Source organism: Actinacidiphila bryophytorum, from assembly GCF_016916835.1.
Taxonomy (GTDB): Bacteria; Actinomycetota; Actinomycetes; order Streptomycetales; family Streptomycetaceae; genus Actinacidiphila; species Actinacidiphila bryophytorum.
The window spans coordinates 1-16,173 of record NZ_JAFFIX010000049.1 but is presented as its reverse complement, the minus strand read 5'-3'; the positions used below and the strand labels follow the sequence as shown (position 1 = coordinate 16,173).

Below are 16,173 nucleotides of genomic sequence, written 5' to 3'. Positions count from 1 at the left end.
CGCAGCGAGCGTGCGTGCCAGGCGTCGCGGGGCAGGCGGGACTTCCAAAACACGGCCTAAGGGCGCGGCGCAGCCGCGATGATCGTGGCCGCCGATGTGGCGATCAGCTCGTCGGTCAGGTTGGCGTTGGACGTGATGCGGAGGCGGGAGATGCCGTCCGGGACGGACGGGGGGCGGAAGCAGCCGACGTTCAGACCCGCGGAGCGGCACTCGGCGGCCCAGGTGACGGCTGCGGACGGCGAGGGCGCGCGGAGGGAGACGACGCAGGCGTCGGGCGGCGTCGCGTCGAGCCCGGCCGCGGTGAACAGCCGGTGGAAGGTCCGGGCGGCGCCCAGGGCACGGCCCGCCCTCCCGGGCTCGCGCCGCAGCAGCCGCAGCGCACCGAGGGCGGCTCCGGCCGCGGCCGGAGCCAGTCCGGTGTCGAAGATGAAGGTGCGGGCCGCGTTGACGAGGTGGTCGATGACGGCTGCGGGGCCGAGGACGACACCGCCCTGTGCGCCGAGCGCCTTGGACAGGGTCGCTGTGCACACCACGTCGGGCGCACCGGCGAGCCCGGCCGCGTGGAGGGCGCCGCGCCCGCCGTCGCCGAGCACGCCGAGGCCGTGCGCGTCGTCGACCAGCAGGGCCGCGCCCGTCTGCCGTGCGGCGGCGGCGAGTTCGGCGAGCGGGGCCGCGTCGCCGTCGACGGAGAAGACCGAGTCGCTGACGACGACGGCCCGCCCGGTGTGCCCGGCGAGCGCCTTGCGTACGGCGTCGGGCTCGGCGTGCGGCACGACCTCGGTGCGGGCTCTGGACAGCCGGCAGCCGTCGATCAGCGAGGCGTGGTTGGCGGCGTCGGAGACCAGCAGGGTGCCGTGGCCGGTGAGCGCGGTGACGGCGGCGAGGTTGGCGGCGTAGCCGGAGGCCAGCACGAGCGCGGCTTCGAAGCCGGTGAAGTCGGCGATCTCCGCTTCGAGTTCCGCGTGCAGCGCGGTGCTGCCGGTGACCAGCCGGGAGCCGGTGGCGCCCGCGCCCCAGCGCATGCAGGAGTCGGCGCCGGCCCGGGTGACCTCGGGGTGGCGGGTCAGGCCGAGGTAGTCGTTGCCGGCGAGGTCGAGCAGCGGCGACTGCTCGGGCCTGGGGCGCAGTTCGCGGTGCAGGCCGGCGGCTGCGCGTACGGCGGTGTGCTCCTCGATCCAGCCGAAGGGGCTGTGCGGCGCTGCGGGCGGTGTGCTGTTCACTGCGGGTCCCCGGGGGTCGTGGCGGCCGGCCCTGGCCGACCGCGTCCACCTGCAACGTACTGGCCTGCAATCGTGCACAGGGTGTGGTGATGCACACACCGCGGGCCACCGCTGTTGTGCGGTCCGTCATTGGCTGCGGGCCGTCCGGTAGGCGAGGATCCCCCCATGGATCTGCTGACCGCACTGGTGGACAAGGGGCTGCGACGCGAGCTGCCCAGCCGTGAAGAGGCGCTGGCCGTACTGGCGACCTCCGACGATGACCTGCTGGACGTGGTGGCCGCGGCCGGCCGGGTGCGCCGCCGGTGGTTCGGCCGCAGGGTGAAGCTGAACTACCTGGTGAACCTCAAGTCCGGGCTGTGCCCCGAGGACTGCTCGTACTGCTCGCAGCGGCTCGGTTCGCAGGCCGGGGTCCTGAAGTACACGTGGCTCAAGCCCGAGGAGGCCGCGGCCGCGGCGAGCGCCGGGGTGGCGGGCGGCGCCAAGCGGGTGTGCCTGGTGGCCAGCGGGCGCGGCCCGACCGACCGGGACGTGGACCGGGTCTCGCGGACCATCGCGGCGATCAAGGACCAGAACGAGGGCGTCGAGGTCTGCGCGTGCCTGGGGCTGCTGTCCGGTGGGCAGGCCGACCGGCTGCGGGAGGCCGGCGCGGACGCGTACAACCACAACCTGAACACCTCCGAGGGGACCTACGGGTCCATCACGACCACCCACACGTACGCCGATCGGGTGGACACCGTGCAGCAGGCGCAGGCGGCGGGGCTGTCCGCGTGCTCCGGGCTCATCGCGGGGATGGGCGAGAGCGACGAGGACCTGGTCGACGTGGTCTTCGGGCTGCGCGAACTGGACCCGGACTCGGTGCCGGTGAACTTCCTGATCCCCTTCGAGGGCACCCCGCTGGCCAAGGAGTGGAATCTCACCCCGCAGCGGTGCCTGCGGATCCTGGCGATGGTCAGGTTCGTGTGCCCCGACGTGGAGGTGCGGCTGGCGGGCGGGCGCGAGGTGCACCTGCGCACCATGCAGCCGCTGGCGCTGCACCTGGCCAACTCGATCTTCCTGGGCGACTACCTGACCAGTGAGGGCCAGGCCGGGCAGGCCGACCTCGACATGATCGCGGACGCGGGCTTCGAGGTGGAGGGCGCGGACACCGTGACGCTGCCCGAGCACCGCGCCGCCGGTGTGTGCGGTACGCACGAGGGCGGCTGCGGGGGCGGCGGCTGCGGCGAGGGCGCCGGCTGCCACCACGGCACCGCCCCGCACGCCACGGACGCCACGGACGCCACGGACGCCGAGCCTGCCGCGCAGGCGGTGCCCGCCGCCCGCACCGACCTGGTCGCGGTGCGGCGCCGGGGCGCGGGAACGGACCTCCCGCCCAATGCCTGAGCCCTTCGCCGCGGGCGGCCCGCTGCCGCCCGAGGTGCTGCTCGACCTCGACCGGCAGCATGTGTGGCATCCGTACGGCCCGATGCCGGGGCGTCAGGAGCCGCTGGTGGTCGCGTCGGCCTCCGGGGTGCGGCTGCGGCTGGCCGCGCCCGCGCAGGGGCGCAGCGAACTCGTCGACGGGATGTCGTCGTGGTGGTCGGCCATCCACGGCTACCGCCACCCGGTGCTGGACGCGGCGGTGCAGGACCAGCTGGGCCGGATGAGCCATGTGATGTTCGGCGGGCTGACGCACGAGCCCGCGGTGCGGCTGGCGGCGCGGCTGGTGGAGATCACCCCCGAGCCGCTCCGGCATGTCTTCCTTGCGGACTCCGGCTCGGTGTCGGTCGAGGTCGCGGTGAAGATGTGCCTGCAGTACTGGCGTTCGCTCGGCCGCCCCGCCAAGCGCCGGCTGCTGACCTGGCGCGGCGGCTACCACGGCGACACCTGGCAGCCGATGTCGGTGTGCGACCCGGACGGCGGGATGCACGAGCTGTGGTCGGGGGTGCTGCCCGAGCAGGTCTTCGCCGACGCCCCGCCCCCCGGCTTCGACGCCGAGCCGGACCCGGCGTACTGCGCCCACCTGCGGGAGCTGGTCGGCCGCCATGTCGACGAGCTGGCCGCGGTGATCGTGGAGCCGGTGGTGCAGGGCGCGGGCGGTATGGCCTTCCACTCCCCCGGGTATCTGCGGGTGCTGCGGGAGGCGTGCGACGAGCACGGTGTGCTGCTGGTCTTCGACGAGATCGCCACCGGCTTCGGGCGTACCGGCGAGCTGTTCGCGGCCGGGCACGCCGGGGTCAGCCCCGATGTGATGTGCGTGGGCAAGGCACTGACCGGCGGGTACCTGACGATGGCGGCGGCGCTGTGCACGAGCCGGGTCGCCGAGGGGATCTCCCGCGGCGAGGTGCCGGTGCTGGCGCACGGGCCGACCTTCATGGGCAATCCGCTGGCCGCGGCCGTCGCCAACGCCTCCCTCGACGTGCTGCTCGGCCAGGACTGGGCGCAGCAGGTCAAGCGGATCGGGGCGGGCCTGCGCGACGGCCTGGCGGAGGTCGCCGGGCTGCCGGGGGTGCGGGACGTGCGGGTGCTGGGCGCGATCGGGGTGGTGCAGCTCGACCACCCGGTCGACATGGCGGCGGCGACCGCGGCGGCGGTGCGGGCCGGGGTGTGGCTGCGGCCCTTCCGCGACCTGGTCTACACGATGCCGCCGTACGTGACGGGGGACGAGGACCTGGCGCGGATCTGCGCGGGCGTCAGGGATGCCGCGCTGGCGGCGTGAGCGCGGCACGGATGGGCAGTGTCCCCTGGGCGCCTCGCGTGACCGGAGCGGCTGCGGGGACGGCGGGGAAGGCAGGCACGACGACGAGGAACGGAGCGAGACCCATGGCCATCGTGGTCATCACCGGTACGGGCACCGAGGTCGGCAAGACGATGGCGACCGCCGCGGTGGCGGCCGCGTCCCTGGCGCAGGGGCTGAGCGTCGCGGTGCTCAAGCCCGCGCAGACCGGGGTCGCCGAGGGCGAGCCTGGCGACGCGGCCGAGGTGGCGCGGCTGGCCGGTGCAGTGACGGCGGTGGAGCTGGCCCGCTATCCCGAGCCGCTGGCGCCGGCGACCGCCGCCGCCCGGTCGGGGCTGCCCACGGTGGGTCCCGACGAGATCGCCGAGGCAGCGGCCAAGCTCGCCGCGGTCCACGACGTGGTGCTGGTCGAGGGCGCGGGCGGGCTGCTGGTCCGCTACGACGCGCAGGGCTCGACGCTGGCGGACGCGGCGGCGATGCTGCGGGCCAGGGTGCTGCTGGTGGCGCCGCCGGGGCTTGGCACGCTGAATGCGGCGGCGCTGACCGCGGAGGCGCTGGGCAGCCGCAAGCTCAGCTGCGCCGGGGTGGTCTTCGGCAGTTGGAGCGGCGACCCGGGTCTTGCGGAGCGCTGCAACATCGCTGACCTGCAGTCGGTCGTGTCGGCGCCGCTGCTGGGTGCGCTGCCGCAGGCGGTGGGTGCCCTGTCGCCGGCCGCCTTCCGTGCCGCGGCGCCGGACTGGCTGGCGCCGCAGCTGGGCGGTACGTGGGACGCGGAGGCCTTCGCGACGGCGTATGCGCCGCCGGCTTACCAGGGGTGAGCGGCGGGCCGCCGCGAAGGCCGCGGGCTCAGGTCACACGGTGACGGTCCAGGCGCGCAGCTCGTCGGCGATGCGGTGGACGCTGACCGTGCCGTCCTTGACCAGCCGGGCCAGGTCGCGGACCTGTTCCGGTGTGGTGGTGACCTGCAGGCCGCCGGCGACCAGGTAGGCGTAGGCGACGGCGGTGGCGAAGAGCGCGTTGGAGCGCTCGAGGGCGGGGATGTGCAGCAGCAGCTGGAGCAGGGCTGCGGCACGCATGTGGTCGTCGGGGTAGACGGGCAGGCCGAAGATCTCGGCCTCGTGCCGGCCGACCGCGGCCACCAGCGCGCCCCAGTCGGTGACCTGGGGGTCGCCGGGGGTGTTGTGCTCGGCGACCATGAGCAGCCAGGCCAGATCGATGCGCAGGCTCAACGGGTGCCTTCACCCCGGTTTTCCTCCCGGGTGCCGAATTCCTCGGCGAAGACCTCCTCGTACTGCCGCATGAAGTCGGCGGCGGCCTGGACGAACGCCCGGCCGTTCTCGCCCTCGTCCCGCTGGACCAGTTCCTCGATGTAGCGGTTCACACTGATGCCGCGCTGCGAGGCGCGTTCCCGCGCGGTCTCGGCGGTGGCTTCGTCCACCCGCACGTTCAACTGGGTCTTGGCCATGCCTCCACGCTAGCGCTGATCCGCTAGTAGCGGCAAGGGCGCAGGGTGCCGCGGGCGTGCGCACGCCGTGTCCGTATCGCGGAATTGCCGATCCGCCGCCGCGGGCCGGTGGTGGGATGGCGGGCATGAGCACTCCCCGCATCAGGGCGGCCGGTCCCGCGGACGCCGCCCTCGTCCTGGCCTTCTGGCGGGTGGCCGCCGAGGGCACCAGCATCAGCGACGACGAGGCGGGCTTCGCCCGGCTGGTCGGCACCGACCCGGGCGCGCTGCTGCTCGCCGAGCGGGACGGCGTGCTGGTCGGCACGGTCATCGCCGGCTTCGACGGCTGGCGGTGCCACCTCTACCGGCTCGCGGTGCACCCCGACGCCCGCCGCCAGGGTGTCGCCCGGGTGCTGCTGGACGCGGCGGAGGCCCGGTTCACCGCGCTGGGCGGGCGGCGCGGCGACGCGATGGTGCTGGAGCGCAACGAGTCGGCGCACCACGCCTGGCGGGCCGCGGGCTATGCGCCGGAGCCGCACTGGCGGCGCTGGACGAAGCCGCTGCGCCGCTCCTGACCGGCCGTCGTACGGCGCGGGCGGGGTGCGGGCCGGATGCTCGTGACCGATCATGGGACCGAGGTGTCCGATGACCGAAGCGCTGCTCCTGCTCGTGGCCCTGCTCCTCAGTCTCGCCTGCGGTGTCTTCGTCGCGGCGGAGTTCTCGCTGACCACGATCGAGCGCGGTGAGCTGGAGCGGGCCGCGCAGCGCGGTGAGCGGGGGGCGTCCGCGGCGCTGGCCGGGGTGCGGTCGCTGACCGTGCAGCTGTCCGGCGCGCAGCTGGGCATCACGGTGACCGGGCTGGTCATCGGCATGCTGGCCCGCGGATCCATCGCCGAGCTGCTGCGCGGGCCGCTGCGCTCGGCGGGAGTGCCGGACTCCACCGCGTCGTCGCTGGCCCTGGTGCTGGGCACCGCGGTGTCCACGGTCGTGCTGATGGTGGTCGGCGAACTGGTGCCGAAGAACTGGGCGATCTCCCGGCCGCTGCCCGTCGCCAAGGCCGTCGCGGCGCCGCAGCGCGCCTTCACCGCGGCCTTCGGGCCGCTGATCCACCATCTGAACAACACCGCCAACCGGGTGCTGCGCCGCTTCGGCCTGGAGCCGGCCGAGGAGCTGGCGTCGGCCCGCGGCCCGCAGGAGCTGGGGGCGCTGGCCCGGCACTCGGCGAAGGCCGGCGCCCTGGAGCCGGACACCGCCGAGCTGTTCGTCAGGACGCTGAGCCTGGCCGACCTGACGGCGGAGAACGTGATGACCCCGCGGGTCCAGGTCACCGCCCTTGAGGCGCTGGCGACCGCGGCGGACGTCGCGAACGCCACCCGCGCCACCGGCCTGTCCCGCTTCCCGGTCTACCGCGGCACCCTCGACGCGGTCATCGGCACGGTGCACATCAAGGACGTGCTGGCGGTGCCGGCCGGCCGCAGGCCGCGCACCCCGGTGACCGAACTGCTGCGGGACGCGCTGCTGGTGCCCGAGTCGCTGACCGTGGACCGGCTGCTCGACCGGCTCTCGGAGTCGCGCTCGATGGCGGTGGTCATCGACGAGTACGGCGGCACCGCCGGCGTGGCGACCCTGGAGGACATCGTCGAGGAGGTCGTCGGCGAGGTCACCGACGAGCACGACCCGCAGCAGATGCCCGACCTGCTCTTCGTCCGCGAAGAGCCGGACGGGCGGCGGGTCTACGACGCGGACGGCGCGACCAGGACCGAGGACCAGCTGCGGCGGATCGGCCTGCAGGTGCCCGACGGGCCGTACGAGACGCTGGCGGGCCTGGTCGCCGCGCGGCTGGGCCGCATCCCGGTGCGCGGTGACGCGGTACGCCTGGCCGGCTGGCGGGTCGAGGTCACCGACGGATCAGGGCGCAGGGCGGCCAGGGTGCGGCTGGTGTCGCCGCCGGCCGGGCGGCGGGAGCCCTACGCATGACGGTGGTCCAGCTGCTGGTCGGGCTGCTCACCCTGGTGGTGAACGCCTTCTTCGTCGGCGCCGAGTTCGCGATGATCTCGGTGCGGCGCGGGCAGGTCGAGTCGCGCGCGGAGGCCGGGGAGCGGCGGGCGGGCCGGGTGCTGTGGGGCCTTGAGCACCTGGCGCCGCTGCTGGCCGCGGCCCAGCTGGGCATCACCGCCTGCACCCTGGTGCTCGGCATCGTCGCCGAGCCGGCCATCGCCCATCTGCTGGAGCCGGTGCTGCACGCGGCTGACCTGTCGGACGGGACGATCCATGTGATCGCCTTCGCGGTGTCGCTGGCGCTCGCGACGTATCTGCACATGCTCTTCGGCGAGATGGTGCCGAAGAACGTCGCGCTGGCCGACCCGGTGCGCTCGGCGCTGCTGCTCGGGCCGCCGCTGGTGGCCTTCACCCGGGCGCTGCGGCCGGTGATCTTCGGGATCAACGCGATCGCCAACGGGCTGCTGCGGCTGCTGCGGGTGGAGCCGCGCAGCGAGGTGGCCGCGGTCTTCTCCGACGACGAGCTGGCCCGGATGGTCGGGGACGCGGGCGCCGCCGGGCTGCTCGACGAGCGGGCCGCCGATCGGCTGCGGGACGCCCTGGAGCTGGGCCGCCGCCCGGTCGGCGAGATCGTGCTGCCCGCCGACCGGGTGGTGCGCGCCCCGCTGGGCATCACCCCCGACGGCCTTGAGGCGCTGGCGGCCCGCTCGGGTTTCTCGCGCTTCCCGGTCGCCGACGGGGACGGCCGGGTGCTGGGCTATCTGCACGTGAAGGACGCGCTGGACGCCGAGCCGCGGGAGGCCGCCTTCCCTCGGGCCGCACTGCGCCCGATCACCCGCGTCGGCGCCGCGACCCCGCTGGACGACGTGCTGACCGCGATGCGCGCGGCCAGCGCGCACCTGGCAGCGGTGGTGGACGCGGACGGCCGCGGGGTCGGCCTTGTCACCATGGAGGACGTGCTGAAGGAACTGGTCGGCCCCGCCCGCTAAGGCGTGACCGCGAGCACATCCCGGGAGTCACCAGGGCAGGGTGCCCTCGGTGGTGACGTAGCCGCCGGTGGGGCCTTCGGGGCCGAGCTGCGCCATCCGCACGATGATCTCGGCGCCCTCCTCGACGGTCTGCAGGCCGGTGTTGCCGTTCAGGTCGGTCCTGGTGAATCCGGGTTCCACGGCGTTGACACGGAAGCCCGGGAAGGCCTTGGCGTACTGCACGGTGATCATGTTGACGGCCGTCTTGGACGCCGGGTAGGCGACGCCCGGGTAGTCGTAGGCGTGGGTGCCGGGGGCGGACAGCAGCGCGAGGGAGGCAAGGCCGCTGCTGACGTTGACCACCACGGGGGCGGCCGAGCGCTGCAGCAGCGGCAGGAAGGCATGGGTGACCCGGACCGTGCCGAAGACGTTCGTCTCGAACGTGGCGCGCATGATGTCGGCGGTCAGTCCTGCGGCTCCGGTGACGCTGCCGTCGGCGGCCATCTCGTGCTGCACGCCGGCGTTGTTGACCAGGACGTCGAGTCCGCCGTCGGCCTCGACGGCCTTCACCGCGGCGGCGACGGAGGCGTCGTCTGTGACGTCGAGCTGCACGGCCCGCGCGCCCAGCCGCTCGGCGGCGAGCCGGCCGGCCGCCGCGTCGCGGCTGCCGACGTAGACGGTGTGGCCTGCGGCCACGAGTCGGCGGGAGGTCTCGTAGCCGAGGCCCTTGTTCGCTCCGGTGATCAGTGTCGTTGTCATGCCTCCACGGTGCTGCGGGCGTACCGGGCGGGCCAGGCCCCTGGGCTTCCTGGGACCGGCAGTACCAGGACGTCTGCGCCCCCGCGGTGCGAGAGTGGATGTCATGGCGACCACTGAGTTCGGGCATCTGCTGCGGCGCTGGCGCGACCGGGTCTCCCCCGAGGCGGCCGGGCTGACCGTCGGCGGCCACCGGCGCGCGGCGGGGCTGCGCCGCGAGGAGCTGGCGCTGCTGGCCGGCATCTCGGTCGACTACATCACCCGGCTGGAACAGGGCAGGTCGGCCAACCCCTCCGAGCAGGTCGTGGAGGCGCTGGGCCGGGCGCTGCGGCTGTCGGGAGGCGAGCGCGCCCAGCTCTTCCACGCCGCAGGGCTCGTACCGCCTGGCCGCGGCACGGTGCCCGCCTTCATCCCGGCGAGCGTGCAGCGGCTGCTGGACCGGCTCTCCGGCACGCCGGTCGCGGTCTCGGACGCGTCCTGGACGCTGCTGCTGGCCAACCCGCTGTGGACGGCGCTGATGGGCGAGCTGCACGGCAAGGAGCGCAACGCGGTGTGGCGCACCTTCCTCGGCTCGACGACCCGGACCGTGCACACCCCCGAGACGCTGGCCTCGCTGCGGGTCTCGCAGGTCGCGGGCCTGCGGGCGACCGCCGCCCGCTACCCGGCCGACCAGCGGCTGCGGCGGCTGATCGCCGAGCTGCGGGCGAAGAGCGAGGAGTTCGCGCAGCTGTGGGACGCCCGGGCGGTGGACGAGCACGACGGGTCGCACAAGACCATCGACCACCCGCAGCTGGGGCTGCTGACCCTGGACTGCGACCTGCTCAGCGTCGCCGGCAGCGACCTGCGGATCATGGTCTACACCGCGGAGCCCGGCACCGAGGACGCGGAGAAGCTGGCGCTGCTCGGGGTGCTCGGCACCCAGACGATCGCCGGCTGACCGGTGCGCGTCCTGGGGGCGCGGAGCGGCGGCTAGGATCGCGGGGCGATGGAGAACGATCTCACCTACACCAGTTTCGTCGCCGTCGGCGACTCCTTCACCGAGGGAATGTCGGACCTGCTGCCCGACGGCAGCTACCGGGGCTGGGCCGACCTGCTGGCCGCGCGCCTGTCCGCCCTGCCGCGCCCGGCGGGCGAGCCCTTCCGGTACGCGAACCTCGCCGTGCGCGGCAAGCTGATCCGGCAGATCGCCGACGACCAGGTGGACACGGCAGCCGGCATGGGCGCCGACCTGGTCACCCTGGTCGGCGGGCTCAACGACGTGCTGCGGCCCGGCTGCGACGTGGAGGCGGTGTGCGCGCACCTGGAGAGCGCCGTCGCCCGGCTCGCACCGGGCTGCCGGCAGCTGGTGCTGATGCGCAGCCCGGCCCGCCGCGGACCGGTCGCGACCCGCTTCCTGCCGCGTATGGAGCAGCTGTTCGCCTTCGTCGACGACCTGGCGGCCCGGCACGGGGCGGTCGTGGTCGACCTCTACGGCGCCGAGGTGCTCGGCGACCAGCGGATGTGGGCCGACGACCGGCTGCACCTGACCGCCGAGGGCCACGAGCGGGTCGCGGAGGCGGTCTGGCAGGCGCTCGGCCTGCCCGCGCAGTCCGACTGGACGCGCCCGCTGCCGCCGGCGGTACGCCCAGGGTGGGCGGCCCGCCGCAGCGCCGACCTGCGCTTCACCGGCCGCCACCTGCTGCCGTGGATCGGCCGCCGGCTGACCGGCCGCTCCTCGGGCGACGGCCGCCCTGCCAAGCGCCCCGACCTGCTGCCCTTCGGGCAGGACCCGGTGCTCGACGAGGTCGGCGGCTGGGCGGACGGCCCTGCCGCGTGACCTGCGGCACCGCCGCGACCAGTAGAATCTGCACACGTGACAGCCAAGCCGCGTATCCCGAACGTCCTCGCCGGCCGCTATGCCTCCACGGAGCTGGCCGCCCTGTGGTCCCCCGAGCAGAAGGTGGTGCTGGAGCGCCGGCTGTGGCTGGCGGTGCTGCGGGCGCAGAAGGACCTGGGGATCGAGGTGCCGGAGCAGGCGCTCGCCGACTACGAGCGGGTGCTCGACCAGGTCGACCTGGCCTCGATCGCCGAGCGCGAGAAGGTCACCCGGCACGACGTGAAGGCCAGGATCGAGGAGTTCAACGCTCTCGCCGGGCACGAGCAGATCCACAAGGGCATGACGTCCCGCGACCTGACGGAGAACGTCGAGCAGCTGCAGATCCGGCTGTCGCTCGACCATGTGCGGGACCGCACGGTGGCGGTGCTGGCGCGGCTGGGGCAGCTCGCGGGGCAGTACGCGGAGCTGGTGATGGCGGGGCGCTCGCACAATGTGGCGGCGCAGGCCACCACGCTGGGCAAGCGGTTCGCGACGGCTGCCGACGAGCTGCTGGTGGCCTTCGAGCGGGTCGAGGACCTGCTGGGCCGCTACCCGCTGCGCGGCATCAAGGGGCCGGTCGGCACCGCGCAGGACATGCTGGACCTGCTGGGCGGCGACAGCGCCAAGCTCGCCGACCTGGAGCAGCGGATCGCCGCGCACCTGGGCTTCTCGCGGGCCTTCACCTCGGTCGGCCAGGTCTACCCGCGCTCGCTGGACTACGACGTGGTGACCGCGCTGGTGCAGCTGGCCGCGGCGCCGTCGTCGCTGGCGAAGACGATCCGGCTGATGGCGGGGCACGAGCTGGTCACCGAGGGCTTCAAGCCGGGCCAGGTCGGCTCGTCCGCGATGCCGCACAAGATGAACACCCGGTCCTGCGAGCGGGTCAACGGGCTGATGGTGATCCTGCGCGGCTACGCGTCGATGACCGGCGAGCTGTCAGGCGACCAGTGGAACGAGGGCGACGTGTCCTGCTCCGTGGTGCGCAGGGTCGCGCTGCCCGACGCCTTCTTCGCCTTCGACGGGCTGCTGGAGACCTTCCTGACGGTGCTGGACGAGTTCGGCGCCTTCCCTGCGGTCGTGGCGCGCGAACTGGACCGTTACCTGCCCTTCCTGGCGACGACGAAGGTGCTGATGGGCGCGGTGCGCGCCGGGGTCGGCCGGGAGATCGCCCACGAGGCGATCAAGGAGAACGCGGTGGCGTCCGCGCTGGCGATGCGCGAACAGGGCACCGAGCGCAACGAGCTGCTCGACCGGCTCGCCGCCGACGAGCGCATCCCGCTGGACCGCGGGCAGCTGGACGCGCTGATGGCCGACCGGCTCTCATTCACCGGTGCCGCGGCCGGGCAGGTCGCCGAGGTGGTGCGGCGCGTCGAGGACGTCGTCAAGGCGCATCCGCAGGCGGCGGCGTACCGCCCAGGGGCGATCCTCTGACGCCGGAGCAGCTCGCGGCGGCCCGGGACCGCACACTGGACGACCTGCTCACCGGCGGGCTGCGGGTCCTCTTCTGCGGGATCAACCCCGGGCTCATGTCAGCGTGGACAGGCCATCACTTCGCGCGGCCGGGCAACCGGTTCTGGCCGGCGCTGCACGCCTCGGGTTTCACCCCGCGGCGGTTCGCGCCGGCCGAGCAGGCGCAGCTGCTGGGCCTCGGGCTCGGGGTGACGAACGTGGCGCCGCGGGCGACGGCCAGGGCCGACGAGCTGAGCACCCGGGAGCTGGTCGAGGGCGGCAGGGCCCTGGCCGCGAAGGTCGCGGAGCACCGTCCCGCGTGGCTCGCGGTGCTCGGCGTGACCGCCTACCGGGTCGCCTTCGACGACCGGCACGCCCAGGTCGGCCCGCAGCAGCGGACGCTGGGCGGGACCAGGATCTGGGCGCTGCCCAGCCCCAGCGGGCTGAACGCGCACTGGACGCCGGCGGCACTGGCCGAGGAGTTCGGCAGGCTGCGGGCGGCGGCCTTCGCCCCGGCCGCGGACATGCCCTCCGGCGTGCCCCGCGACCTGCCGGAAGAGTCCCGCTGACGGCTCGTCAGCAGCAGGTGCGTACCCCGACGGCGCGGGGCGGTGGCGGCGCAGCACAAACGTAACAGGACCGCACTCGCCGCGAGGCCCCCGGCCGGGTACGATCCGCCACACACGGGCACAGTCTGGGAGGACATACGTGGGGCGACTCACCGGCGGGGACCCGTCCCTGCTCAGGCGGATCAACTCCGCGGTCGTCCTGGATGCCCTGCGCGGGGCGCAGACCCCCACGCTCACCGAGCTGGTCCACAGCACCGGACTGTCCCGGCCCACCGTCGAGGGCGTCATCGAGGGGCTGAGCGAATCCGACCTGGTGGTGGAGGTCGGCCCGGAGGCGGGCGACGCCCGCAAGCAGGGCAGGCCCGCGCGGCGCTTCCGCTTCCACGCCGAGGCCGGGCACCTGCTGGGCATCGAGATCGGCGCGCACCAGGTGCGGGTGGTGCTGTCGGACCTCAGCGGCCAGGTGCTGGGCTCGCACGGCAGGGACGTGGACGAGGCGGCCTCCGCCGACGACCGGCTCGACCGGGTGCGCGGCACGGTCGCGGAGCTGCTGCGCAAGGCGGGGGTGGCGCGCAGCACCCTGTGGGCGGTCGGGGTGGGCAGCCCCGGCATCGTCGAGGCCAGCGGCGAGGTGCGGCTGAGCACCGCGCTGCCCGGCTGGACGGGCCTGCCGCTGGGCGAGCGGCTGCAGCGCTCCTTCCGCTGCCCGGTGCTGGTGGAGAACGACGCGAACGTCGCCGCGGTGGCCGAGCACTGGAAGGGTGTCGCGGTCGGCACCGACGACGTGGTCTTCGTGCTGGCCGGGCTCAGCCCGGGGGCGGGCTCGCTGATCGGCGGGCGGCTGCACCGCGGCTTCGGCGGCGCCGCGGGCGAGATCGGCGCCCTGCACCTGCTGGGCCGCGAGGTCACCCCCGAGTATCTGCTGTCCACCACGGGCGAGCCGCTGCACCCGCTGGACGAGCCCGCGGTGGAGCGGGTCTTCGCGCTGGCCAGGCAGGGCGACGCGCAGGCCAAGGACGCCGTCGAGCGCTTCCTGCGGCGGCTGGTGCACGACGTGGCGGCGCTGGTGCTGGCGATCGACCCGGAGCTGGTGGTGATCGGCGGCTGGGCGGCCGGGCTCGACGGCGTCCTGGAGCCGCTGCGGACCGAGCTGACCCGCTACTGCCTGCGCCCGCCGAAGGTGACGCTGTCGGCGCTGGGCCAGGAGGCCATCGCCACGGGCGCGCTGCGGCTGGCGCTCGACCATGTCGAGGAGCAGCTGTTCGCGGTGGAGCAGACGTCGATGGCCCGCCGCTGAGGCCCCGCCGACGGTACGTCCGCGGCACGCGCGGACATGAGCGGACATGAAAGGCCCGCCCCCTTCTCGTGAGGGCGGGCCTTTCCGTATCGGGTGCAGGTGCCGGGTCAGGAGGCCTGGCGGGTGTCCTGCTGGTGGTGGGTGACCTCGAAGGCCCCGGCGTCGCCGAAGGTCAGCCGGCAGGTGTCGGCGCGGTAGGTCGACACGGACGCGGCGGCGACCCGGCCTGCGGCGTAGTAGCGCGCGGTGACGACCAGCACGGGTGCCCCGGGCAGCCGGTCCAGCTGCTTGGCGTCGTCGGCGCGGGCCGAGCCCAGCTCGACGGAGCGGTCCTCGCCCTCCAGCTCCAGGGTGTGCAGCTCGCGCAGCACGGCGGGCGCGTGGGTGGCGGGGGTCAGGTCGCCGGGCAGTCCGGGCACGGAGGCCGGCGGTACGTACAGCAGCTCGGCGGCGACCGGCTGGCCGCGCATGACGCGCACCCGGCGGATGGTGTGCACGGCCTGGTCGGGTGCGGTGCCCAGCAGGGCGGCGATCGCGGCGGGCGCTGCGGCCTCGACGCAGCCGACGGTCTCCCAGGCGTCGATGCCGGCGCCGGGCCAGGTGTTGGCCGAAGGGCCGACGGACACGCCCATGCGGGGCGGGGCCACGGTGGTGCCGACGCCGCGGCGGCGTTGCAGCCGGCCCTCCAGCTCCAGCTGCTCGAGCGCCTGGCGCAGGGTGGCCCGCGCGACGCCGAAGCGGGCGGCGAGGTCCCGCTCGTTGGGCAGGATCTCACCGACCTCGAACTCCGAGTCGAGGGCGTCGTTCAGCACGGTCTTGAGGTGCCAGTACTTCGGCTCAGGCACCGATTCGAGCTGCGTGGTCCCCACCCTGTCCTCACAATCAGCCCAAGGCTTGTTCAGCCTTGTTTCCTAACCAGTCTTTATTAAAGGTCCTTGCACTACTACGGACGATAGAGCCGGGCGCCGAGCTTGGTCAAGACCAATGCGATAGCGTTCGTGATCATCGAGGGGCGCCGCGCAGGGCCGCGGCGGCGGCCGGGCAGGAAGGGCGGAAGGTCGATGGGCGAAGTCACGCTGGTCACCGGCGGAAGCCGCGGTATCGGGGCGGCGGTGGCCGTACGGCTGGCCGCCGCGGGGCACCGGGTCGGCATCGGCTACGAGCGCGCCAAGGACGCGGCCGAGGACGTCGCGCGGCGGATCCGCGAGGACGGCGGCGAGTGCCTGCCCTTCCAGGTCGACACCAGCGACGCGGCCCAGGTCGACGCCTTCTTCGACGCGGTCAAGGAGGGCCTGGGGCCGGTCACCGGGCTGGTGAACAACGCCGGGATCACCGGGCCGCTGGGCCGCTTCACCGAGACACCGGTGGAGGTGATGCGCAGGGTGGTGGACGTCAACCTGATGGGCGCGCTGCTGTGCGCCCGGCGGGCGGCACTGGAGATGTCGACCCGCTACGGCGGCGACGGCGGCGCGATCGTGAACATCTCCTCGGGCGGCGCCACCCTGGGCAGCCCCGGCGAGTACGTGCACTACGCGGCGAGCAAGTCCGCGGTGGACGCGCTGACGGTGGGCCTGTCCAAGGAGCTCGGTCCCGACGGGGTGCGGGTCAACTCGGTGCAGCCGGGGATGGTGGTCACCGACATCCATGCGGCGATGGGCGACCCGCAGCGGCCGTGGCGCAATCCCGAGCGGGTGCCGATGCGCCGCCCCGGCCAGCCCGAGGAGATCGCGGGCGCGGTGGCCTGGCTGCTGTCGCCGGAGGCGTCGTACACCACCGGTGCGGTGCTGCGGATCGCCGGCGGGCTCTAGTCCGTGTTTTGGAAGTCCCGTCTGCCCCACGACGCCTGGCACGCACGCTCGCTGCGTTGTCGGAGTCGTCCGAGTAGGCCCACTACGAGGACGACC

At 74.3% G+C, this 16,173-nt stretch carries 17 protein-coding genes; 12 read left to right on the top strand and 5 right to left on the bottom strand.

The window, feature by feature from the left end; genetic code table 11:
• Positions 1-56: 56 nt before the first annotated feature.
• Complete coding sequence (locus JT723_RS34315; protein WP_205048819.1) at positions 57-1,220, bottom strand: 8-amino-7-oxononanoate synthase; 1,164 nt, start codon at positions 1,218-1,220, stop codon at positions 57-59.
• A 165-nt stretch (positions 1,221-1,385) separates the two neighbouring features.
• On the opposite strand from JT723_RS34315, the gene bioB reads away from it, so the two are divergent.
• The 3 genes from bioB (at position 1,386) to bioD (ending at position 4,751) form a co-directional block, all read left to right on the top strand.
• Entirely contained in the window at positions 1,386-2,600 is a 1,215-nt protein-coding gene (gene bioB, locus JT723_RS34310; RefSeq protein WP_205048818.1) for a biotin synthase BioB, read from the top strand.
• Positions 2,593-3,915: an adenosylmethionine--8-amino-7-oxononanoate transaminase gene (locus JT723_RS34305; protein WP_205048817.1), complete on the top strand. Its 1,323-nt coding sequence runs from the start codon at positions 2,593-2,595 to the stop codon at positions 3,913-3,915. Before bioB ends, JT723_RS34305 begins: the two co-directional genes overlap by 8 nt.
• Positions 3,916-4,019: 104 nt before the next feature.
• On the top strand, positions 4,020-4,751 hold the full coding sequence (gene bioD / locus JT723_RS34300) for a dethiobiotin synthase (RefSeq protein ID WP_205048816.1): 732 nt from the start codon (positions 4,020-4,022) through the stop codon (positions 4,749-4,751).
• Positions 4,752-4,784: 33 nt separating this feature from the next.
• On the opposite strand, the gene JT723_RS34295 is transcribed toward bioD, so the two are convergent.
• Both JT723_RS34295 and JT723_RS34290 read right to left on the bottom strand, forming a co-directional pair.
• Positions 4,785-5,162, bottom strand: coding sequence for a fic family toxin-antitoxin system, toxin component (locus tag JT723_RS34295; RefSeq protein WP_205048815.1), 378 nt, complete (start codon positions 5,160-5,162; stop codon positions 4,785-4,787).
• Positions 5,159-5,398, bottom strand: coding sequence for an antitoxin (locus JT723_RS34290; RefSeq protein WP_205048814.1), 240 nt, complete (start codon positions 5,396-5,398; stop codon positions 5,159-5,161). The genes JT723_RS34295 and JT723_RS34290 overlap by 4 nt, the downstream gene beginning before the upstream one ends.
• Positions 5,399-5,523: 125 nt before the next feature.
• On the opposite strand from JT723_RS34290, the gene JT723_RS34285 reads away from it, so the two are divergent.
• The 3 genes from JT723_RS34285 (at position 5,524) to JT723_RS34275 (ending at position 8,364) form a co-directional block, all read left to right on the top strand.
• On the top strand, positions 5,524-5,952 hold the full coding sequence (locus JT723_RS34285) for a GNAT family N-acetyltransferase (protein ID WP_205048813.1): 429 nt from the start codon (positions 5,524-5,526) through the stop codon (positions 5,950-5,952).
• A 70-nt stretch (positions 5,953-6,022) separates the two neighbouring features.
• Positions 6,023-7,354: a hemolysin family protein gene (locus JT723_RS34280; protein ID WP_205048812.1), complete on the top strand. Its 1,332-nt coding sequence runs from the start codon at positions 6,023-6,025 to the stop codon at positions 7,352-7,354.
• Positions 7,351-8,364, top strand: a complete 1,014-nt coding sequence (locus tag JT723_RS34275) for a hemolysin family protein (RefSeq protein ID WP_205048811.1) — start codon at positions 7,351-7,353, stop codon at positions 8,362-8,364. The genes JT723_RS34280 and JT723_RS34275 overlap by 4 nt, the downstream gene beginning before the upstream one ends.
• A gap of 27 nt (positions 8,365-8,391) precedes the next feature.
• On the opposite strand, the gene JT723_RS34270 is transcribed toward JT723_RS34275, so the two are convergent.
• Positions 8,392-9,102: an SDR family NAD(P)-dependent oxidoreductase gene (locus JT723_RS34270; protein WP_205048810.1), complete on the bottom strand. Its 711-nt coding sequence runs from the start codon at positions 9,100-9,102 to the stop codon at positions 8,392-8,394.
• 103 nt (positions 9,103-9,205) lie between these two features.
• Here JT723_RS34270 and JT723_RS34265 point away from each other — a divergent pair, with 103 nt between their 5' ends.
• The 5 genes from JT723_RS34265 to JT723_RS34245 all read left to right on the top strand — a co-directional run bounded on the left by JT723_RS34265 (position 9,206) and on the right by JT723_RS34245 (position 14,269).
• Positions 9,206-10,036, top strand: a complete 831-nt coding sequence (locus JT723_RS34265) for a helix-turn-helix transcriptional regulator (protein WP_205048809.1) — start codon at positions 9,206-9,208, stop codon at positions 10,034-10,036.
• Positions 10,037-10,084: 48 nt separating this feature from the next.
• Positions 10,085-10,915, top strand: coding sequence for an SGNH/GDSL hydrolase family protein (locus JT723_RS34260; RefSeq protein ID WP_205048808.1), 831 nt, complete (start codon positions 10,085-10,087; stop codon positions 10,913-10,915).
• A 36-nt stretch (positions 10,916-10,951) separates the two neighbouring features.
• Positions 10,952-12,385, top strand: a complete 1,434-nt coding sequence (gene purB, locus JT723_RS34255) for an adenylosuccinate lyase (protein WP_205048807.1) — start codon at positions 10,952-10,954, stop codon at positions 12,383-12,385.
• Positions 12,382-12,972: a G/U mismatch-specific DNA glycosylase gene (gene mug / locus JT723_RS34250; RefSeq protein WP_205048820.1), complete on the top strand. Its 591-nt coding sequence runs from the start codon at positions 12,382-12,384 to the stop codon at positions 12,970-12,972. Before purB ends, mug begins: the two co-directional genes overlap by 4 nt.
• A gap of 139 nt (positions 12,973-13,111) precedes the next feature.
• Positions 13,112-14,269 carry an ROK family protein gene (locus tag JT723_RS34245; protein ID WP_205048806.1) on the top strand — a complete coding sequence of 386 codons (1,158 nt, stop codon included), beginning with the start codon at positions 13,112-13,114 and terminating at the stop codon, positions 14,267-14,269.
• Positions 14,270-14,376: 107 nt separating this feature from the next.
• Here JT723_RS34245 and JT723_RS34240 read toward each other — a convergent pair whose 3' ends face one another.
• The gene (locus JT723_RS34240) at positions 14,377-15,138 is read right to left on the bottom strand and encodes a GntR family transcriptional regulator (protein WP_205048805.1); all 762 of its coding nucleotides are present in this window, start codon (positions 15,136-15,138) and stop codon (positions 14,377-14,379) included.
• Positions 15,139-15,330: 192 nt separating this feature from the next.
• Between JT723_RS34240 and JT723_RS34235 the strand changes: the two genes are divergently transcribed.
• Complete coding sequence (locus tag JT723_RS34235) at positions 15,331-16,077, top strand: SDR family oxidoreductase (RefSeq protein ID WP_205048804.1); 747 nt, start codon at positions 15,331-15,333, stop codon at positions 16,075-16,077.
• Positions 16,078-16,173 lie beyond the last annotated feature (96 nt).

Coding starts and splice junctions, on each gene's coding strand:
- JT723_RS34235 (WP_205048804.1), top strand. CDS start 15,331: ATGGGCGAAGTCACGCTGGTCACCGGCGGAAGCCGCGGTATCGGGGCG.
- JT723_RS34305 (WP_205048817.1), top strand. CDS start 2,593: ATGCCTGAGCCCTTCGCCGCGGGCGGCCCGCTGCCGCCCGAGGTGCTG.
- JT723_RS34275 (WP_205048811.1), top strand. CDS start 7,351: ATGACGGTGGTCCAGCTGCTGGTCGGGCTGCTCACCCTGGTGGTGAAC.
- JT723_RS34265 (WP_205048809.1), top strand. CDS start 9,206: ATGGCGACCACTGAGTTCGGGCATCTGCTGCGGCGCTGGCGCGACCGG.
- JT723_RS34270 (WP_205048810.1), bottom strand. CDS start 9,102: ATGACAACGACACTGATCACCGGAGCGAACAAGGGCCTCGGCTACGAG.
- JT723_RS34260 (WP_205048808.1), top strand. CDS start 10,085: ATGGAGAACGATCTCACCTACACCAGTTTCGTCGCCGTCGGCGACTCC.
- JT723_RS34285 (WP_205048813.1), top strand. CDS start 5,524: ATGAGCACTCCCCGCATCAGGGCGGCCGGTCCCGCGGACGCCGCCCTC.
- bioD (WP_205048816.1), top strand. CDS start 4,020: ATGGCCATCGTGGTCATCACCGGTACGGGCACCGAGGTCGGCAAGACG.
- JT723_RS34280 (WP_205048812.1), top strand. CDS start 6,023: ATGACCGAAGCGCTGCTCCTGCTCGTGGCCCTGCTCCTCAGTCTCGCC.
- JT723_RS34290 (WP_205048814.1), bottom strand. CDS start 5,398: ATGGCCAAGACCCAGTTGAACGTGCGGGTGGACGAAGCCACCGCCGAG.
- bioB (WP_205048818.1), top strand. CDS start 1,386: ATGGATCTGCTGACCGCACTGGTGGACAAGGGGCTGCGACGCGAGCTG.